Annotated in this window: 16 protein-coding genes, 1 tRNA gene and 1 other RNA gene; 9 read left to right on the top strand and 9 right to left on the bottom strand. The window is 40.9% G+C overall.

Going from position 1 to position 19,150, the window contains the following annotated elements:
• The first annotated feature begins 891 nt into the window (after nucleotides 1-891).
• Both ACZ5WS_RS08130 and ACZ5WS_RS08125 read left to right on the top strand, forming a co-directional pair.
• Nucleotides 892-1,101 carry a hypothetical protein gene (locus ACZ5WS_RS08130; RefSeq protein WP_464707567.1) on the top strand — a complete coding sequence of 70 codons (210 nt, stop codon included), beginning with the start codon at nucleotides 892-894 and terminating at the stop codon, nucleotides 1,099-1,101.
• A gap of 390 nt (nucleotides 1,102-1,491) precedes the next feature.
• Nucleotides 1,492-1,737, top strand: coding sequence for a hypothetical protein (locus tag ACZ5WS_RS08125; protein WP_464707566.1), 246 nt, complete (start codon nucleotides 1,492-1,494; stop codon nucleotides 1,735-1,737).
• On the opposite strand, the gene ACZ5WS_RS08120 is transcribed toward ACZ5WS_RS08125, so the two are convergent.
• Together ACZ5WS_RS08120 and ssrA are read right to left on the bottom strand one after the other, a co-directional pair.
• A complete protein-coding gene (locus tag ACZ5WS_RS08120; protein WP_464707564.1) occupies nucleotides 1,682-3,028 on the bottom strand; it encodes a tyrosine-type recombinase/integrase in 1,347 nt (448 codons plus the stop codon). The genes ACZ5WS_RS08125 and ACZ5WS_RS08120 overlap by 56 nt on opposite strands.
• Nucleotides 3,029-3,211: 183 nt before the next feature.
• Nucleotides 3,212-3,568: a transfer-messenger RNA gene (ssrA, locus tag ACZ5WS_RS08115) on the bottom strand.
• A 249-nt stretch (nucleotides 3,569-3,817) separates the two neighbouring features.
• Between ssrA and ACZ5WS_RS08110 the strand changes: the two genes are divergently transcribed.
• Nucleotides 3,818-5,443 (top strand): DUF342 domain-containing protein, encoded by a 1,626-nt coding sequence (locus ACZ5WS_RS08110; RefSeq protein WP_464707562.1) that lies wholly within the window; start codon nucleotides 3,818-3,820, stop codon nucleotides 5,441-5,443.
• A gap of 55 nt (nucleotides 5,444-5,498) precedes the next feature.
• Here ACZ5WS_RS08110 and rnt read toward each other — a convergent pair whose 3' ends face one another.
• Nucleotides 5,499-6,173 (bottom strand): ribonuclease T, encoded by a 675-nt coding sequence (rnt, locus tag ACZ5WS_RS08105; RefSeq protein ID WP_024602076.1) that lies wholly within the window; start codon nucleotides 6,171-6,173, stop codon nucleotides 5,499-5,501.
• 205 nt (nucleotides 6,174-6,378) lie between these two features.
• Here rnt and ACZ5WS_RS08100 point away from each other — a divergent pair, with 205 nt between their 5' ends.
• Nucleotides 6,379-7,257: a flagellar protein MotY gene (locus ACZ5WS_RS08100; protein WP_290171432.1), complete on the top strand. Its 879-nt coding sequence runs from the start codon at nucleotides 6,379-6,381 to the stop codon at nucleotides 7,255-7,257.
• 302 nt (nucleotides 7,258-7,559) lie between these two features.
• Entirely contained in the window at nucleotides 7,560-8,762 is a 1,203-nt protein-coding gene (locus tag ACZ5WS_RS08095; RefSeq protein ID WP_464707559.1) for an aromatic amino acid transport family protein, read from the top strand.
• Nucleotides 8,763-8,838: 76 nt separating this feature from the next.
• Here the strand turns inward: ACZ5WS_RS08095 and ggt are convergent, their stop codons facing one another.
• Entirely contained in the window at nucleotides 8,839-10,503 is a 1,665-nt protein-coding gene (ggt, locus tag ACZ5WS_RS08090; protein ID WP_464707557.1) for a gamma-glutamyltransferase, read from the bottom strand.
• 109 nt (nucleotides 10,504-10,612) lie between these two features.
• Nucleotides 10,613-11,158, bottom strand: coding sequence for a GNAT family N-acetyltransferase (locus tag ACZ5WS_RS08085; protein WP_464707555.1), 546 nt, complete (start codon nucleotides 11,156-11,158; stop codon nucleotides 10,613-10,615).
• Nucleotides 11,159-11,207: 49 nt separating this feature from the next.
• On the opposite strand from ACZ5WS_RS08085, the gene ACZ5WS_RS08080 reads away from it, so the two are divergent.
• Complete coding sequence (locus tag ACZ5WS_RS08080; protein WP_054201674.1) at nucleotides 11,208-11,573, top strand: hypothetical protein; 366 nt, start codon at nucleotides 11,208-11,210, stop codon at nucleotides 11,571-11,573.
• A 72-nt stretch (nucleotides 11,574-11,645) separates the two neighbouring features.
• On the opposite strand, the gene ACZ5WS_RS08075 is transcribed toward ACZ5WS_RS08080, so the two are convergent.
• Nucleotides 11,646-13,868, bottom strand: coding sequence for a TonB-dependent receptor (locus ACZ5WS_RS08075; protein WP_464707552.1), 2,223 nt, complete (start codon nucleotides 13,866-13,868; stop codon nucleotides 11,646-11,648).
• Nucleotides 13,869-14,241: 373 nt separating this feature from the next.
• Here ACZ5WS_RS08075 and ACZ5WS_RS08070 point away from each other — a divergent pair, with 373 nt between their 5' ends.
• The 3 genes from ACZ5WS_RS08070 to ACZ5WS_RS08060 all read left to right on the top strand — a co-directional run bounded on the left by ACZ5WS_RS08070 (nucleotide 14,242) and on the right by ACZ5WS_RS08060 (nucleotide 16,654).
• On the top strand, nucleotides 14,242-14,838 hold the full coding sequence (locus ACZ5WS_RS08070) for a LuxR C-terminal-related transcriptional regulator (protein WP_024602069.1): 597 nt from the start codon (nucleotides 14,242-14,244) through the stop codon (nucleotides 14,836-14,838).
• Between the two features lie 241 nt (nucleotides 14,839-15,079).
• Nucleotides 15,080-16,234 carry a porin gene (locus ACZ5WS_RS08065; RefSeq protein ID WP_464707550.1) on the top strand — a complete coding sequence of 385 codons (1,155 nt, stop codon included), beginning with the start codon at nucleotides 15,080-15,082 and terminating at the stop codon, nucleotides 16,232-16,234.
• A gap of 12 nt (nucleotides 16,235-16,246) precedes the next feature.
• Nucleotides 16,247-16,654: a type 2 periplasmic-binding domain-containing protein gene (locus ACZ5WS_RS08060; RefSeq protein WP_024602067.1), complete on the top strand. Its 408-nt coding sequence runs from the start codon at nucleotides 16,247-16,249 to the stop codon at nucleotides 16,652-16,654.
• A 104-nt stretch (nucleotides 16,655-16,758) separates the two neighbouring features.
• Here the strand turns inward: ACZ5WS_RS08060 and ACZ5WS_RS08055 are convergent, their stop codons facing one another.
• From ACZ5WS_RS08055 to secG, 3 genes are all read right to left on the bottom strand, one after another.
• Nucleotides 16,759-18,384 (bottom strand): methyl-accepting chemotaxis protein, encoded by a 1,626-nt coding sequence (locus tag ACZ5WS_RS08055; RefSeq protein ID WP_024602066.1) that lies wholly within the window; start codon nucleotides 18,382-18,384, stop codon nucleotides 16,759-16,761.
• A 250-nt stretch (nucleotides 18,385-18,634) separates the two neighbouring features.
• Nucleotides 18,635-18,719 (bottom strand) — tRNA-Leu (locus ACZ5WS_RS08050).
• Between the two features lie 77 nt (nucleotides 18,720-18,796).
• On the bottom strand, nucleotides 18,797-19,150 hold the full coding sequence (gene secG, locus ACZ5WS_RS08045) for a preprotein translocase subunit SecG (protein ID WP_010388009.1): 354 nt from the start codon (nucleotides 19,148-19,150) through the stop codon (nucleotides 18,797-18,799).

Below are 19,150 nucleotides of genomic sequence, written 5' to 3'. Positions count from 1 at the left end.
TCACTAGATAAGCGATTGCGACGGATAAGCTCGGCTTAATGCCCGTTAGTTCGGATAAACGAGACTGAGCCTCGAGTATGTGACTTTCGGTCGTCTTATCGGCGCAGATCATGATGCGTCGTCGGGTGGAGCCGTAAGGCTTCCGGCTTTCGGTTTTACTCATGGTATTAACTCCGTTGAGGGGTTCAGCGAATTTGTAAAAAGAAGACGCTCCGAGGAACGTCTCAGGGGGTAGCGCTGGCAAGCACTAAGGTAATAAAAGGGATGCCCGACGGCTCTCCGGCAAAAGGAGAATAAAACCCGGGGAGTCTTACGTCGGGACTTTTAGCCCACCAAGGACCAACCAAGGAAAGAGACGCACTTGAGTTCACTAGGTCCAAAAGGTGGAAATCTTTGGGAGACCTTGGATCGGTGCCTGTTCTTTAAGACTGGACCCAAGGTCGGGGAAGTTCGTTAAGACAGGTTGCGTTTGTGCTGAATAGCAACCAATACCAAGGAACGATCTTAAGGGTAATCTTCGAGAGGGACCTTAAGGTCTAAGGATTACCAATCTCGAAGGCTATCCTTAAGAACGTCCTTAAGTTAAGGATCCTTGTTAGGAATTGATCTAAGTGAAGACGAAGGGAACCGTTAGGACTTACTTGGTCTCGTTCTTTAAGAACATCCTTTAGGTGGCCCCCCTTACCCCCCAACGGGTCCGATGCCCCCCTTAAGGTCGTTCGGTCGTTGTGTCTTGGTGGTAGGCTTTTAGCCTGACAAAGATGCCTTATTCGTCGAGTGTTCTTTCTCCTATGTGGGGGGACAGTGACGGAGGCCTCGTATTTACTGGGTTTGACAACGCATCAAAACTTCAATAGCCTATGGTTATTATTTAACCAAGGAGAACGAGCAATGGCCCCAAAAGATAGAAAGGTAGTTAACTTTTCAGAAGACTACGAGTTAAACAATCGGTTACGTCAAAACGGCAAGAGACAAACCGAGGAAAATCGGGAAGCGTTACGAAAGATTGGAGATAAAGCAAAAGAGCAGTTGGACAAAAGGGTCTTGACGCACGACAACTTAGACGAGGCAATCCAAAAGAACAAAAACAAACTCGAGTAGTTCTTTTCCCTATATGCAGCGAAAATTCCGGAGGCTACGTATTCACTGGATTTGAAGAGATCGCCGGGTCCAATTTTAGACTGGCTTATTTTTTAGACAACAACGTAATTGCGGATTGCGACAAAATATTTACTGAGCTGAAAATTCAGTCGAGTGAATATCTAGACAGTTACAAGGACTCTAACAGACCGGACCCGCAAACAGTAAAGCCTTGACCGTGGCTTACCTATTATCCCTCGTAACAGCAACGCCGTCCGAGACATCGAGTCTATGTTTAGCGCCCCCCCAATTTTGGGGCGGTTTATTTTTTAAACAACTTCTAGGGTGAAAAAGCGAGGTAGCGGAACAAACAGGAAACATCACAATAATGTGGTCCGAGATGTCGAGGCTATGTTTAACCAGCTCAGAATTGAGTCGGCTGATTTTTTAGACAATTACGAGGACGCCAAGGGCGAAGCCCGCAAGCAATACCACCTTGATCGTGACTCAACAATGACCCTCGTAACAAAGTGCGACACGGCCCGCCGTTGTGCCGCCGTTAGGCGTTGGCGAGAACTCGAGGAGGTCTCGGGGGAAGAGATCAGCCTCGCCCCCTTTTACCTAGCTTCGGTTCGACCTTTAGGTCCTTATAGGTGATCTTATTCAATAGTTCGGCTTTCTCCGTGATAGTGAGCCCCGCTGAGTAGGTTCCGTAAGTCTCCCCAACCTTCTCATGGCCTGTTATCTCGGCGGCTTGGTTATGGTGGTAACCTTGACGTTCGAGGAGAGTCGAAAGAGTCTTTCTTAAGGAGTGAAAAACGTAACGCTTGTCGTAACCTAATTTTGTTTTAAGACGCCCGAACGACTTCCCGATTGCAGACGAGCGCTCTCCGTTCGAAGTAATAGGCTCTCCGGGCAAGAGGTAACCGTCGGAGGAGTTCTCGACGAGGTGTTCGACGAGCGGAATAATATCTTTGTGGACCGGAAGATCCCGGAGCCCGGCCTCTGTCTTTGAGTCGCCAATCTCGAAGTACTTAACTTTATCCTTTTCTTTGACGTCCTCTACTTTAAGGTCTGCTATCTCCTCGATACGTGCTCCAGTATAAGCACCGAGGAGAATCAAGTCGTGGAGGTTCGCATCGTCTTTTTTAACACGAGCCGCATCGACTAACTTAATAACGTCCTCGGTCTCCCAAGCTTGACGGATCTCCTTTCGGCTAACTTTCTTCTTCTTAGTGAACTCAGGGTTATCGAAAGGGTTTACGCCGTCGGGGTCTAGGTGTCCCATTCTCATTAAGAACCCGTAGTATTTGCGACATGCGCCGATAAGGCCCTTGAGCGTATCAATAGCGGGAGCATTTTCCCCTGACTCCATTTCGACTATCCAACGAGCGACCTCGGTCTTCTTAATGGGGAGAGCCGGGAACTTCTCGGCCATCTTCTTGATTCGTGTATCGTGTTGCTTGAGGGTTCGAGGGATAACCTTATTCTCGAGACTGGACTTCCATTCGTCCATATAGGCGAGCGTCGGGACCTGACTTCCAGTGATAATGTTCGCAAGGGCCTCCGCTTCTTCGGCTCCTTTGGTACGAGAGACGTTCTCGAGGTAGCCGTCCATTACGAGAGCTTGAGTCCCTACTTTGAGATCGTCTAACTCGGCGGTCGTGAGTTCTCTATCGGGGTTGTTCTTTCGGAACGCGGCCAAGAGGTCTGCGTCTTTGCGCCTCTCGGCTTCAATAACCTTTTTCCAACGAAGGGCCTCGTCAATAGCAGTCGAAGATCCTCGATATTTTTTGATTTGAGATCTCCACTCGTGGAACAACTGAGCGGCCTTATATTCGGCAACTTTGAGATCGTCCGTCTCGAGCGACTTTAGAAGCTCACCGGTTGAGAAATATTCACGGACGTCGTTAGGAACTACCATTCGAGCGTATAACGTGTTGCTCATCCAGTATATCCCACGCTTACCCGTTGAGACTCGGTTCTTAGACATTATACGTAACCCCTTGTTATTGATGATGTCCCGTATCCTAACAGAATTAAAGGGGTCCAAAAAGGGGGTCCAAATAGACAGACAAAGAAAAACCCTAAGCCATTGATTTTACTCGTAACTTAGGGTTTATCTAGGTGTTGGTGGAGCTGGGGGGATTTGAACCCCCGTCCGAAAAGCCTCGACCGTCGGTACTACATGTTTAGTATTGTCATTTAATTAACCTTTAAATCCCGGACAAACACGGTAGATAAAGGCGAGGCCGCTTAGTTTTAACGCTTCAACCCCGGCCAGGGTTTCCGTCGCGATCAGGTGTTAGGGTGACACTCCAAAATCCAGTCCACAAGAATACATGGAAGGAGCGCTAGCCAGCCTAAGCTGCTAGAGAGTAGTTATCGTCGTTTGCGATTACTTTAAATTGCGGCTTTTTTACGAGGCAAACCGCACCTCGACATGCACCTCGGGCTTCTTGAATTCCGTCGAATCCTAATCAGCCCCTGAATAAGGTTACTCATTCAGAGTGTCCAAGCAGTATAACCGAGTAACCTACGAATACTCAACACCTTAGGCGTTTTATTTTATTGGTTGGTTAATCATGCATCAAACACACATGTAAATGTAAAATATTGGACAATTAAGAAACAATTACTTAACAATGATGGTGCTTTATGCTCAAATGCAAGGCTAGACCTTGGTCTAATAAATTATAAAAAATAATAACAGACATATTACCTAGAGGATTTATAAATGTCGGTTTTTTCTTTTAATGAGCAAACGGGGTATATCTCTTTAGTTTCACACCCTAATGTTTCAGGTTTAGCCTCAACAGCAACACAGCTTATTGAATTAATTGGCCAGTCAGAATATTGCGAGTGTGAGGTTATTGCTGGCAATATTGGTAAGCTGTTTGCTCAAAATAACGCCGAAGAAGCCCCCTCTTTAGTAATTGCTCAAGCCATTGATGCAAAGCTAACCATAAACATCGATGAAAAGAATATGCTCGTTGAAGCTACTCTTATTACTGCCAAGGGCGGTAAATTGCTTAGCATGGAACAAGCGATTGAAGAGTTCTCACAAGCAGGGGTTGTAAAAGGCATTAGCTCTCATGCATTAGAACAGTTATTGGCGCAACAGTTCGAACAACCCCCAGGAAGTACGCATTGCGCCGAAGTCGCTTTTGGTCGTGCATCTAAAGTGGGTAACGATGCCAAATTTGTACGTCTTTGCTGCACAGCGCAAGACCGCGTACTTAGCCCACAAGCTAAAGGCGGTGGTAAAGTTGATATGAGAAACCTAGGTGATATTATTACTGTAAAACCTGGTTGTGAATTAATGCGGCGCATTCCAGCAACATCGGGGGTTGATGGGTTTACTGTGTTTGGAGATGTGCTAACTGCAACCCCTGGCAAAGAGCATAAATTACAACCTTTTGACGGCACTAAAATTGCGCCTGACAACCCCAACTTATTAATTGCCGACTGTACTGGCGTACCGGTTGCCCTTCCCCGTGGTATGCGTGTTGATGATGTTTTATGTTTTCACAATATTGATCCAAGTACTGGGCATGTTGAATTTGATGGCAGTATTATAGTCAGTGGTGATATAAAAGATGGCATGCGCGTGACCGCCAGCGGCGATATTACTGTTTTAGGCTTTGTTGAATCGGCGCAGCTCAAAAGTGATAGCGCCATCACAATAGTAAAGGGTGCAATTGGCAGAAAGCGAGAAGCCGATGAGCCATTTACCTGTTCTATTTTAGCTAAACGAACCGTTGCGCTTGGTTACTCTCAATACTGTGACATAAAAACGGATCAAAACTTACTAATAGATCGCCAATCATTACATTGTGACTTGAGTGCTGGAAATTTAATTAGGGTGGGCAGCGCAAAAGATCCTAAAGGTAAAATTATTGGTGGCCATATTCTAGACGCAATGCGCATTGAAACAGGTGAATTGGGCGCACCAGCAGGAACTAAAACCCGTGTTTGCATCGCACAGCGATGGTATGTGCTAAAACAAAAACAAGCGCAAATCACTGACTTTGAAAAAGTTTTAATCAGTAAGTCAATTGAACTACAGCAAGCGCGTCAGCGAATTAATAAACAAGTTGCAAGCGCACAGCGTCAGCAATTTTTGAATAAAATAACAACGAATGAAGAACACATAGCAAACCGAAGCGCCAGCATCAATCAGCAAAAGCAGTTGCTAAGAAAGAAAATGACGCAGCTTTTAGCGCTCAGTCGCTTAAAAGTTAATGAGCTTATGCACCCTGGGGTAGAGCTTAAAATTGCACGAGAATCAATTAGCTTTTCGCGTAATTACCCACCACATTTAATCACTCATAGTGAAGGTAAAATAACGCAATCGTTTTAATAACGCTTATTAAGACTGACTCAGCCCCACAAAGTAAGTATTCACTATTGTGAACTTAATCTTGGTTGCTTGCTTCGTCTTCGCTCTGTTGTGTTTCATCTATAGCAAGTGGCCAACCACCTAGTTGCTGCCAACGATTAACAATTAAACAATATAATTCAGCGGTGCGTTCTGTATCGTATAACGCAGAGTGTGCTTGTTTGTTATCGAACTCTATTCCTGCTGCTCGGCACGCTTTAGCTAATACTGTTTGCCCTAATGCCAAACCCGCAAGTGATGTGGTATCAAAACTAACAAACGGATGAAATGGTGTGCGCTTGATGTTATTACGCTCAATAGCGGCATTTAAAAAGCCATGGTCAAAAGCGGCATTATGAGCAACCACCACAGAGCGCTGACACCCTGCGGCTTTTTGCGCTTTGCGCACTACTTTACAAATTTCTTTAATCGCCTCTTCTTCAGGGACTGCCCCTCGAAGTGCTGAAAAAGGCTCAATCCCATTAAACTCAATAGCGGCTTGTTCAATGTTTGCACCCTCAAACGGTTGCACATGAAAATGAACGGTATGATCGATACTAAGCAGTCCTTCGTCATCCATTTTTAAGACGGATGCTGCAATTTCTAGTAGTGCGTCGGTTTCTTTGTTAAAACCGGCGGTTTCAACATCAATAACCACAGGAAAAAAGCCACGAAAGCGTTGTGCGAAAAGTGTTTGCTCAGTATTTGCCATAGTATTCTTGGTTTATAGGGATTAGCTGTCTATTATGTCAAAATTGATGGCCTGTCGGCTAGGGGATTTATTGATTAATTACAGTTAAACTATAGGCATGTTACTTGCTTTGTAATTAGCGTTTACGCTGAATTATTTGCTGTTGCGTAATATTTTACGGTTTTTGTCACTTTTTTGGCAGAGCTAGATAACTGGAGAATTCTCGATGAAGTGTAAGTTGTTATTTATTAGCCTAGGCATTAGTAGTGTGCTGTATAGTTTGAATACAACTGCAGCAATGCGCCAGTACACGGCTAACCAAGATAATTCAAACTGGAACTTGGTTAAAACAACTCGCTTGCAATGCCAATTAAATCATGAAGTTCCCTACTATGGTGAAGCTGTTTTTAAAGCATCAGCCAGTAAAAACAAAGATCTCACTTTTAATTTAGACATGGTGGTGCGCCCAGAAAATTACGCGATAGCTGGTTTAAAAGCGGTGCCACCTAGCTGGCGAGCAGGCCGCCCTGCCCGTGATATTGCTGATATGAAATTACTTAAAAAGTTTGATGGTGAATTAGGTAATAAAACAGCATGGGAAATACTTACTGAGCTTGAAAAAGGTAACCAACCTACTTTTTACTACCAAGACTGGCAAAATAGTGCCGATAAAATTGCCGTGGGTATGTCTAATGTTAACTTTAAGCAAGCGTATTGGGCATTTTTACAATGCCGAGACGAATTGCTGCCATACAATTTTGAAGATATTTCGTTCACTATAATGAATTATGAATCGAATAGCAGTAAGTTAACTAAGTCATCGCAACAACGCCTTGATAAAATTGCTGAGTATTTAAAAAACGACCCCAGTATAGAGTCAATCAGTATTGCATCCTATACCGATAGTTACGGTGGCCGCTGGAATAACCTCGATTTATCTAGAACCCGCGCTAAGGCTATTAAAGATTACATGGTTAGCTTAGGTGTTGATGAAACTAAAGTGGTTACTGAAGGTTTTGGTGAAAAACGCTTTGTAGACACCAATGATAATATTTTAGGCCGTGATAAAAACCGTCGCTTGGTTATTCAAATAGCTAAAATGTAAATTCAGCCCCCTCTTTTAATGGCTGAAGGTGCAATTTAAGCACTTTCGGTCAATACCTATCAATTTAATCATGCCTCTATTGTTAAAAAACAATACTCTGCCATTTAGTTATTAACATTTGGCTTTTTATTTTTTCATTTATATTAATAAGTTAAATTTCATTTCTTGATGATTTTGGCTTTTTTAATACAGTTGTAAATAGAAGATTACATTTTATTTTGTCTCTTTTATGACAAAACTATTTAAGTTTTGCACAACTAGTTATATCTTGCGTGTCTCTCACGTTTGATCAGGATCATTAAGTGCTTAAAAATAAAACAATAGGTAGCATGTTAATTGTTGCAGGAACCACCATAGGTGCAGGTATGCTTGCCCTACCCATTGCCTCTGCGGGACTGGGATTTAATACGGCAATGGTGTTAATTGTAGGGTGTTGGTTACTAATGACCTACACTGCATTGCTTATGTTGGAGCTTCACCAATATGCCCCTCGCGACGCCACCTTAAATACACTGGCTAAGCTTTGGCTTGGTAAACGTGGCCAGTATGTAGCTAACTTTTCGATGATATTCTTATTTTATGCACTGTGCGCTGCTTACATAGCCGGTGGTGGTGCTCAGCTACAAGAGCGCATTAATACTGGGTTTAATCTTAGTATTGCTCCACAATTAGGCTCCGTTATTTTAGCCGTATTGATTGCAGGTGTGGTGACTTTAGGCACTAGTAAAGTTGATAAGCTTAACCGAGTACTATTTAGTGTAAAAATAGTAGTTTTGGCTAGCTTGTTTTATATGCTAACACCTTATGTACATGGCCAACACTTATTGGAAATGCCTGTTGAGCAAGGGCTGATACTGTCGGCTATCCCGGTGGTATTCACCTCTTTTGGTTTTCATGGCTCAATTCCTTCTATTGTTAAATATGTCGGGCTTGATATAAAAACCTTGCGCAAAGTTATGATTGCAGGCGCCTCTTTACCACTGGTTATTTATGTATTTTGGCAAGTATTAAGCCAAGGCATAATGAGCCAAGAGCAATTACTACAAAGCGATGGGTTAACTGGTTTTGTAGCCAGTGTGGCCAATATTGCCAATAACGCCAATGTTTCTACTGCGGTTAAACTCTTTGCCGACTTAGCTCTAGCAACGTCATTTTTAGGGGTAAGCTTGGGGTTATTTGACTTTTTTGCTGACACATTCAAAAAAGCAGACACGGGGGCTGATAGAATTAAAACAGCACTTATTACTTTTATTCCTCCTCTTGGATTTGCTTTATTTTACCCGCAAGGATTTATTATGGCATTAGGCTATGCAGCCATTGCTTTGGTTATATTGGCAGTATTTTTACCCGTTAGCATGGTGTACAAGCAGCGTCAGGGCGTTGAAAAAGAAGGCTATAAAGTACGCAGTGGTAATATTGGTTTGGCCATAGCCGCTTTGTGTGGCATTTCAATTATTAGCGCACAATGCCTGCAAATGGCAGGAGTTATACCGGCTATAGGCTAGCCCCTATAGTTGTTCTAATATATGCACCCCAATGATGGTTTTGGGGTGCATACCATTCAAACGTCAATAATTAACGTTAAAATACTATCGCTTGCCCTCTTCCGCTTTGCTCAGACGCCGCATCTAATTTGCCATCATTATTGATAATCACATGCATATCACCAAAGTGACGCTCATCCACTGTATAACCCATTTTTATTAGCTGTTGCTTTACTGAGGACTCCAAACCCGAGTGCGCTCTAATCACATTTTTAGGCCATAACTGATGGTGAAAACGCGGGCTATTTACTACTTCATTTGCGCTCATATTAAATTCAATCGCATTGAGTATTGATTGATACACTGAACTAATAATTGTGGTGCCGCCAGGCGACCCTGTTACCATTTTCACCTTATTATTACTGAGTAAAATGGTTGGAGTCATAGAGCTTAACATACGTTTATGTGGCTGAATTTCATTCGCTTTTCCGCCAATGGCGCCAAATACATTCATAACCCCGGGCTTAGCGCTAAAGTCATCCATTTCATCATTGAGAATAAAGCCTGCGCCTTCTACGACTACGCCACTACCAAACCCTAAATTGATGGTGGTGGTATTAGCAACAGCATTCCCCATGTTATCAATAATAGAAAAGTGAGTGGTTTGTTCGCTTTCTTTTAAACCCGGTTTAATATTTTCAGTGGTAGAAATGGCCTTTAAATCTATACTATTGCTGCGGTTTTTAAGATAGTTTTCTGCAAGTAACTTAGCTGTAGGCACTTGGTAAAAATCAGGATCGCCTAAGTATTCTGCCCTATCAGCAAACACTCGCTTACCTATTTCAGCAAGTAAGTGCACATACCCAACTGAATTATGTGATGGTGCAGCTATGGGCTTTTTAAGCTCATACATTTTAAGCCATTGTAATATAGCAATACCGCCGGAGCTTGGTGGCGGTGAAGTAAGCACTTGATAGCCGTTCCAGTTAGCTTTTATAGGAGCACGAGACTTTGCGCGGTAATTTTTTAAATCGTCTTGAGTAATAATACCGCCATGTTGCTTCATAAAGTTTGCGATGATCGTTGCAGTTTCACCTTGATAAAAGCCATCTTGGCCATTATCGCGAATGCGTTTGAGTGTCGCTGCAAGCTCAGGTTGCTTAAAAAGCTTACCTGGTGTAGCGCTTGCAAAATAATTGGCAAAGTTTACTTTAATGTTTTTATTGTTTAGATGTTCTATGTAGCCCTCAATTAACAGAGCCAACTTTTCAGGCACCACAAAACCTTGCTCTGCTAATGTTACCGCAGGCTGTACTAAGGTTTTCCAAGGTAATGTGCCATGCTTCTTATGGGCCAACCACATACCAGCGACACTACCCGGTACACCACTGGCATGAATACCATAAATAGATTTATTAGCAATAACTTGCCCTTGCTGGTCTAAATACATATCACGATGCGCGGCGTTCGGTGCAGTTTCACGGTAATCTATAAAGTCACCTTGGCCATCCTTATGAATAAGCATAAACCCACCGCCGCCAATATTACCCGCCTCGGGAAGCGTAACGGCTAATACAAACTGTGCTGCAATGGCTGCATCAACCGCGTTACCACCTTGTTCTAACACAGCTTTTGCAGCATGTGCACTAAAAGTGTCTGGCATTGCAACGGCACTCTGTTTAGCCGCTACACTAAAAACACATAACTGTATTACCACAATACTACTGATAATTAGCTTGCTTGGTGAAAAAAGTGCTCCCATCCCATATCCTTAGGTTATTTTTATACATTGATGGAAAACATTAATGCATAGTAACAAACATCAGGTCAATATTTAGATGCTACATTTTTAAGGCTTAGGAAGTTTTAGCTCAACTGCACGGCTTTGAATAAAGCGCAGCAGTTAAGTTTGAGCCATCATCAGTATGAATATAATAGTGCTGTAGCTGCATACCGAGCTTTTTCATGATGTTAATTGAGCCAACGTTGGCGGTCAGCGCTGTGGCACTGATTGCCTTTACTTGCGACTGTTTTTCAATCGTTGAGCAAATCGCTTGTGCCGCCTCAGTTGCATAACCCTTACCCCAACTCGCTTGTTTAAATCGCCAGCCGACTTCAATATCACTAAAGTCAGGCGTATCTGAAAAAAAGCCCATCGGCCGAACAAGCACCCACCCTATAAAGGTATTGCCTTCACGCACGGTTACCTGCCATAGCCCCCAACCTTGTTGCTCATTTCTATACGCAAGCATTCTTGGAATGCCTTTCGTTTTTATATCTTCAAGCGAAGTGGGTTTACCTTGTGTTAAATACTGCATAACGGCTGGATCTTGATCGAGCTCATATAATTGCTGCCAATCATTTTCGTCCATTAATTTAAAACTTAATCGTGTTGTTACAGCTATGTTCATTTTCATTGTTGTATAGTTACCTCTGAAATATATTTTTCACTAAAGGAGATAGTCAATGAATAAATTAGCAGGTTTAGCATTATTAGGCACTTTAATTACACTAACAGGGTGTGAAGATGCCAACGAAGTGAAACAAGACGCCAAACAAACGAGCGCTGAAGTTCAAGAAAAGCTAAACGAAACGTGGAACGACGTTAAAGAAAAAACCAATGAGCTTAAAAATGACGAGTCATTAAATGAGCTACTCGAAGAGAGTAAAGCGATGGGCTTAGACATGTACGATGACGGCAAAGAAGTAGCTGTTGATGCATGGATCAAAAGCAAAGAAGCGGCTGGCGAGCTAACTGAAAAAACGAAGCAAAAAGCACGTGAAATTGCAGCAGAAATTGAGCAAGCACGTGAAGAGCATAAAGAAGGTTAATTATTTTTAACCATAAAAAAAAGGTAAGCCATGGCTTACCTTTTTTGTATTATTTTTAGAGTAAATTATGGATTATAGTTCAAAGTCTTTTTTGAATTTTAAACCAAACTCACTACGGTCATTGCTGCGCATTACGCCAACAAAACCAGTTTGCTGCAGGCGACCTACATCGTAAACTTCGTTTAATACGTTCTCACCATATAGCGTTACTTCCATATCGCCGTATGGATTAGTGTAAGAAATATTAAAACCAACTAGCTCACGCGAATCAATCGTTTCACTTTTATTGAAAACTGACTGACCTTGCATTTCACTACGGTACGAGTAGTTGGCATTTAATGCAACCGTGCCACCATTGCTTAAATCAACAAAGTAAGATGGAGCAACCATCACCGTCCAACGAGGTGTCAGTGCTGGTGAGTCACCTTTACCAATACCTTGTACACCTTCAGCTACTTCTGTAATTTCAGAATCTAAGTAACCTACTGCAGTGCGAATAGTAAAGTCGTCGGTTAGTGCAATTGTGGTTTCAAGCTCAATACCTTGCGCTTTAGACTGGCCTGCATTTTCAACGATAGTTACAAAGCCACCGCCCGCGGTTGGATCTGAGAATGGCAGTGCTAAATCAGTGTAGTCAGTAACAAACATTGCAAGCATCATAGATACATTTTCATGTACCTGGCCTTTTAAACCAATCTCGTAGTTAACTGCTTTGGTTTCATCAAACGATACAAACTGATCCGGACCACCAAATGGGCGCGGTGGGAAACCACCTGTTTGGTAACCTTTTTGTACTTGACCGTATACATTCATATTATTGCTAAGCTGGTATGAAGCATTAACGTCCCATGTTACTGCATTAAAGTCTGCACTAATGTCTTTACGTTCAGGGAAGGTTGGGAAAATAGCATTCGCATCTTTTTTATCTTCTGAGTAACGAAGACCACCGCCGATTGTTAAATCATCAGTTAAATCGTAACTACCGTTGATGTAAGCTGCGTATGAGTTTGTTTCTTGATTAATTTCAAAAAAGCCAAAACCACCAAATGACGGAGTAACACCATCATTCAATAGACCATTTGGCGTGTTAAATGGGCTAAATACAAAATCTTCTGAGCGAGTAAAGCCATCTTCATTAAAGAAGTATAGACCCGATACAAAGTCCATTTTATCAAACGTGGCGTTTAGCTGAAGTTCAAAAGAGTATTGATCTGCACCGCCTACTTCTGGGAACTCAGATAAGTTAAGTGGTGATGCATCATCATCTAAACCACCTTCATATTCAGAAGTACGGTAGCTTGAGATAAACTTGGCTGTATATGTGTTATTAATCGCCCAATCAGCTGTAAATGATGTACCCCAACCAGAATATGAAGTTGACTCAATACCGGCAACCGTTGTGCCTAAATCATCAGGGTTTTGAGGAATTAAGTCTTCAGTTAATAATGGGAAATCGCCATTAAAGACATCATTTGAATCTAATGAATCTGTCAGTTCAATAGTATAAGGTGATTGACCTGACTCATTATCAACGCCATCTAGCGAGAAAGTAAACGCTAAATCACTAGTTGCTTCATATTTAAGTGCTATACGACCACTAAACTCTTGCTCTTCACCAATTTCTTTTTCAGGGTTAGCTAAGTTTACTGCCGTACCTACCCCATTACGTTGTTTGTATGACGCACTGGCTGACATGCTTAGATCGTTAGTTAGTGCATTATTAAAGTAAATATCACCCGCAACTCGACCACGACTGCCCACTTTAGCGGTTGTTGTTAGAATACCTTCATCACCAGGTTGTTTAGTAATTACGTTTACTGCACCACCTAATGTGTTACGGCCATAAAGTGTGCCTTGTGGGCCACGTAGAACTTCAACTCGCTCTACATTAGGAAGTGATAAGTTAGACCCCATTTGGCGACCTAAGTAAACACCATCTAGGTAAACACCTACGCCTGGATCGGTTGTTATAATGTGATCTTGCAAACCAATACCACGAATAAACACTGAGGCATGTGCAGCATTACCAACACCATAACGAGTAATGTTTAAGTTAGGAACGTATTTACCAATATCTTCTAAGTTACCCATATTGGCTTTATCAATAAGGTTAGCACCTATTGATGTAATCGCAGTTGGAGATTCGAACAAGCTCTCTGTACGTTTACGAGCTGTCACTTCAATTTTTTCAAACGCGTCTTGTTTGGCTGTCGTTTTAGCTTCTTGTGCATTTGCGGAAGTTGTTAGGGCTGCAATAACCGCTAAACTTAACTGTGAGAGGGTGCGTAATTTCAAGGTCTTCTCCAAAGGGTATTAATTTAATTATGCGTTATGCTGTGTAAACATAAATTGTAGGCATAAAAAAAGATGCGTTAGATGCATCTTTCCTCTGGGAGTTTATTATATTACAAAAACGCTACAATATGTACATTTAACTTTAGTTTACGTAAAAATTTATTTTTAGCTTTTTAATCTTAGCCAACTTACCTAAATAGCAATGCAAATTTAGCTTTAAATTAATACTTTAACATTAATTACCACCAGTATTATTTGTTAATTGAACATGCGCTTTGTTGCGAAAAACACATTAAAGCTATTTAAGATTATGACAATATCCAAACACCCTTTATATTTAAATATACTACAGAATCATTTTTAGGTGAAAAGCATGACAAAAAAACAGACCACGCAATCAGCTAACATGCTTTTTAACAACAACCATTATAGTCCATTATTTTTTACTACATTGAATAACGGCATATTATTAGTCTGTCATTCAGCACTCAATAGCCTTACAAATTACGAACTTTTGAGTCATTTTATGCAAACCAATAATTACCAAGGGTTAGTTATCTTTAATATTCCTAAAAATACTGATGCTGCTTCACTAAAAGAGTGGCCAAATTTGAAAGGCCTTTTCTATCAAGATACCAATGAGGAGCTATTTAACAGGGGATTAGAAGCAATTAAACAAGGGGAATTGTGGTTTCCACGTACTATCAGTGATATTTGGATGCGCCAAATGCTCGATTCAGAGCAAAAAACTGCTTTGCAAACAAATAACCTAACCGATAAAGAAATTAAAGTACTCAACCTACTTTTCAGTGGGCTTCATTCCAGTGCTATTGCTGACAGCTTATTTATAAGTGAAGCTACGGTAAGAGTGCACTTACATAAAATTTATAAAAAAATAGCGGTCAAGAATAAACAGCAGGCAATTCGTTGGTGCCAAGACAACCTAAAAAATATGAATTCGCGTAAATAACTAGAAAATAATTACTACTTAATACCTACTGTAGTAAATATCATCTCATTATAAATAACTCAAACAAGTCAATTAGTTACATTACCTGAAAATAAAAAAACCTTACTTTTCAATCACGGCCATGCCTTTTTGTTGCAAAAAAGCAGTAAAAAGGACTTAATTTATTAATTTTAATTAGAAAAAAGTTAATACTCATCTTATACTGCAACGGGATACACATGAAATTTAAATAGGAATCACAATGAAAAAACTATCAGTTGCAGTAGCAATTTGTTGCGCACTTGCCACAAGCAATGCGAGTGCTGAAGTTCGTATTAATGGGTTTGCTTCTATTGTCGGTGGTAAGTCTCTCGATAGTGATCAAACTTTATATGGATATGATGATGATATTTCATTTAAAAATGAAAGCGTATTTGCACTTCAGCTGACCGCTGACCTGCAAGAGAAGTTATCCGCTACAGCGCAAATAGTAGCTCGCGGTGAAAATGATTTTGACGCTGATTTTGAATGGGCATACATAACATATGAGTTCTCTGATGAGCTACAATTAAGCGCCGGTAAAATGCGCGCACCATTTTTTCGCTATTCTGACTTTTTAGATGTTGGCTATGCCTATCGTTGGGTTCGTCCACCACAATCCGTTTACAGACTGCCATTTTCAACCTATGAAGGGTTGAGTTTGTTATACACTTCACAATTAGGTGATTGGGATTCAACTTTACAGGTTATCTACGGTGGCTTTGAGGGTGATGTAGTAGCAGTTACTTATAACGACCAAGCAGAGTTAGATGATGTAGCAGGTATTAACTGGACACTCTCTTATGATTGGTTTAGTGCTCGTGCAGCTTACCTTGTAACAGACACTACTATGAAACTTGGGCAAAAAGATGAGAATGATCTAGCGGGGGGTCAAATAAACGCCCTAGAAAATATATTGCGCCAAAATGGATTAACGACTCAAGCTGACGATATTTCAATAAATGAAGATGATAGCTACTTCTTAGGTTTTGGCATTTCAATAGATTACAACAATATTCTATTTGACGCTGAATATACCGAATTTGAAGTTAAAGACAGTATATTAGCAAAGCAGTCTCAATATTACGCTTCTATTGGGTATCGTATGGATAACGTCATAGCTCATTTTACTTATGAAGATAATGACGACAAGCATGACTCATCAAGGTTTAATGCTATAGAGTCAGTGCCGACTCTAAATGCTGCAATAAATGGAGCCTTAGAAGGTACTCGTGCCCAAAGTAATGTATACACCATTGGTGCGCGCTATGACTTCCACCCAATGGCAGCATTAAAAGTAGATTTTAGTCGCTTTGAAAACGACATATCAAATACTGAAACTGATGTTATCGCCGTTGGCGTTGATTTAGTATTTTAATTGGAGCGAACCATGAAAAAATTAATTTTAGCCAGCATGCTAACACTATGTAGTACTGCAGCATTTGCTGAAGTTGCAGTAATCGTTAACCCAGCGAATGCCAATGCAATAAGCCAAGATGATATTAAAAAAATATACCTTGGCAAGAGCAAATCGTTTGCTGATGGTACCAAAGTAAACCCTGTTAACCAAAATGGTACTGCAGTGGCAGATGAGTTTAACGACAAGCTTGTTGGCAAATCAGGCAGCCAATTAAATGCTTATTGGTCAAAGCTAGTTTTTACTGGCAAAGGCACGCCTCCAGGTAAACTTGATAATGACCAAGCTGTGATTGATTTTGTAGCTGCTAATGCTGATGCAATTGGCTATATAGACAGCGCCAAAGCAAGTGATAAAGTTAAAGTAGTAGGTAAGTATTAACCTGCTAAATTAAAAATAAAAGCCCGTAACAAATACTTTGTTGCGGGCTTTTTTATGCCTATTATTTACAACCGTCATAAAACCTTAAAGTTTCGCCTTAACGACTACTCAATTTTAAACTTAGCAGTTGCATCTAATAGATTATCTGAAAGGTAATGTAAGTTTTTTGCCACATCTCTTACCGCTTTGAGTGAACTCATCGTATCTTCAAATGAAACATGCATATTCGATACGTTGTCTACTACCATCGCGGCCACAGAGGTTTGCTCTTCAGTTGCTGCTGCAATTTGCGAATTCATCCCATTAATTTCTAGTATTTGCTCTGCTATTTTTTCAATCGAGACACCGGTTTGCTCTGCTGCACTGGCATTATCTGTGGCCATGTCTCTTGCAGAAGTCATAGCCGTTACTGACTCATTAGCAGCCACACTTAATGTACTTAGTAACTCACGAATTTCATTGGTAGACTGTGCTGTGCGTGATGCAAGCTCGCGGACCTCATCTGCTACCACAGCAAAGCCACGACCATGCTCTCCTGCGCGCGCAGCTTCAATTGCAGCATTTAACGCCAACAAATTTGTTTGTTCGGCAATGGATGTAATTACATTGAGTATTTGCGATACATTTTTAGTGTCATCGGCTAATTTATTAATGGTGTTGGCCGCTATATTAATTTCATCGCTTAACGTACGCGACGCATTAACTGACATTTTGACTTGTACACGACTTTGATCTACTTCTTTTTCTGCTGTTTGCACAGCATTAGATGCGCTCGCTGCTGATTGTGAAATATCGCCAACGCTTTGCTTCATCTCTTCCATCGACTGCTTAACAACATCTGCATCGGTGGTTTGTTTAGTGGTTGCTCGCTCTGCTCGCTCCATCCCTTGCACAAGACGGGTTGAATTTTCCATTAGCGGTTCACATACCGCGATAACTTCTAAAACGGTTTCTCTCAGCAGACTAATAAAAGCATTAAAGTTTATAGATACCTGACCAATCTCGTCCTCTGAGTTAACAGCAAGCTTGGTGCTTAATGATCCTTTACCACTTGCTAAAAGACTTAGGTTATTAGCAGCATCACTGGCTGATGAACCAATATTACGTGCAATCCAAATAGCCATAAGCAAAAGCAATACTAATGATACAACCGCCACAACTAACATTAGATTAAGCGCATCATCTGAACGTGCTTTTGTATTGGCAACTAGCTGGAAAAAGCGATCATCTGCTTTTTGTTGTGCGTTTTTAAAGCTGGTTAAAACCGCCTCGAAAAGGCTTGTTTTAAGCTGCGCCTGTTGTTGTATTTTACTAAAATCAGCCGTGCCATTAACCATGCCATTAGCGATAGTTGCAGATATCTTTTCATAATTTTTCAGCCGCGTTTTTGTGTCGCTATCAATATATGATCCATTAATTGTTTCTATTGCGTCCAAATTCAAAATGAGCCGCTGATAAGTTTCACTCGCTTTTGTTACTAACTCTTGCTCGCCAAAGGTTACAGCCTGAGTGTATAACTCATCTAACTTTTCTAAGATGCTTACGTTGGCCAAGGTTAATTTAGCTACTTTATAAGAAGATTTCTCCATTTCATCAAGTGATATGCGATTTTCGTTCATAGCAAAGTAATTAACCAAAACAATTACTAAGAATGCGATTATCGCTATAGATGTAATTGCATGTATTTTTTTAGTAATGCTGAGGTTTTTAAAAGAGAAACCTGAAGCCATATTAATTTACCCCGTTTAATTATCTATAGTTATTATCGGCTTAATATAGAAAAATGTTAACTTTATTTTTAACTTTCGACGTTTTTTATACATAAAATTAAATATACAACAGTATTCTTTTATAAACACCAACAATTGAAATATAGAGTGTTCTACTCAATGTTCAACATTAATCCAAAAAGAGTTGTTTAATATTTTAAATTTCAGACACAAAAAAACCAGTAACATTGCTGTTACTGGTTTTTATATTTGGTGCGGATGGGGGGACTTGAACCCCCACGCCCGAAAGCACTACCCCCTCAAGGTAGCGTGTCTACCAATTCCACCACATCCGCATTTTTTAAGCTATTGCTTAGCGTTAAGTCTTAAAGCTAACTTGAGGAAAGAGAGCAACTTAACAATTTAAACTAAATTAATTTGGTACGTCAGAGCTTTGCTCTTTTGTAGATGTTACTGGAACATCTTCTTCAACTGGCGTTACAGTTTCAACAGCTGGAGCCGCTTCTAAGTTTTCCCATTCGTCAGTCTTTTTGATTTGACCGGCAGTTAGGTTACCTAAAACAATACTTAACACGAAAAAGATCGTTGCTAAAGTTGTTGTCGTTTTCGTCATAAAGTTACCGGCTCCTGAAGAACCAAAAACAGTAGACGATGCGCCTGCACCAAATGATGAGCCCATGTCAGCACCTTTACCTTGCTGGATCAAAACCATACCAACAAGCGCTAACGCTACAATTAAATACACTACTAATAAAATTTCGTACAT

The sequence above is a fragment of the Pseudoalteromonas sp. 11L1 genome (genome assembly GCF_055397545.1).
This window is presented reverse-complemented; position numbering and strand designations above follow the sequence as displayed.

Coding starts and splice junctions, on each gene's coding strand:
- ACZ5WS_RS08130 (WP_464707567.1), top strand. CDS start 892: ATGGCCCCAAAAGATAGAAAGGTAGTTAACTTTTCAGAAGACTACGAG.
- ACZ5WS_RS08125 (WP_464707566.1), top strand. CDS start 1,492: ATGTTTAACCAGCTCAGAATTGAGTCGGCTGATTTTTTAGACAATTAC.
- ACZ5WS_RS08120 (WP_464707564.1), bottom strand. CDS start 3,028: ATGAGCAACACGTTATACGCTCGAATGGTAGTTCCTAACGACGTCCGT.
- ACZ5WS_RS08110 (WP_464707562.1), top strand. CDS start 3,818: ATGTCGGTTTTTTCTTTTAATGAGCAAACGGGGTATATCTCTTTAGTT.
- rnt (WP_024602076.1), bottom strand. CDS start 6,173: ATGGCAAATACTGAGCAAACACTTTTCGCACAACGCTTTCGTGGCTTT.
- ACZ5WS_RS08100 (WP_290171432.1), top strand. CDS start 6,379: ATGAAGTGTAAGTTGTTATTTATTAGCCTAGGCATTAGTAGTGTGCTG.
- ggt (WP_464707557.1), bottom strand. CDS start 10,503: ATGGGAGCACTTTTTTCACCAAGCAAGCTAATTATCAGTAGTATTGTG.
- ACZ5WS_RS08085 (WP_464707555.1), bottom strand. CDS start 11,158: ATGAAAATGAACATAGCTGTAACAACACGATTAAGTTTTAAATTAATG.
- ACZ5WS_RS08080 (WP_054201674.1), top strand. CDS start 11,208: ATGAATAAATTAGCAGGTTTAGCATTATTAGGCACTTTAATTACACTA.
- ACZ5WS_RS08070 (WP_024602069.1), top strand. CDS start 14,242: ATGACAAAAAAACAGACCACGCAATCAGCTAACATGCTTTTTAACAAC.
- ACZ5WS_RS08065 (WP_464707550.1), top strand. CDS start 15,080: ATGAAAAAACTATCAGTTGCAGTAGCAATTTGTTGCGCACTTGCCACA.
- ACZ5WS_RS08060 (WP_024602067.1), top strand. CDS start 16,247: ATGAAAAAATTAATTTTAGCCAGCATGCTAACACTATGTAGTACTGCA.
- ACZ5WS_RS08055 (WP_024602066.1), bottom strand. CDS start 18,384: ATGGCTTCAGGTTTCTCTTTTAAAAACCTCAGCATTACTAAAAAAATA.
- secG (WP_010388009.1), bottom strand. CDS start 19,150: ATGTACGAAATTTTATTAGTAGTGTATTTAATTGTAGCGTTAGCGCTT.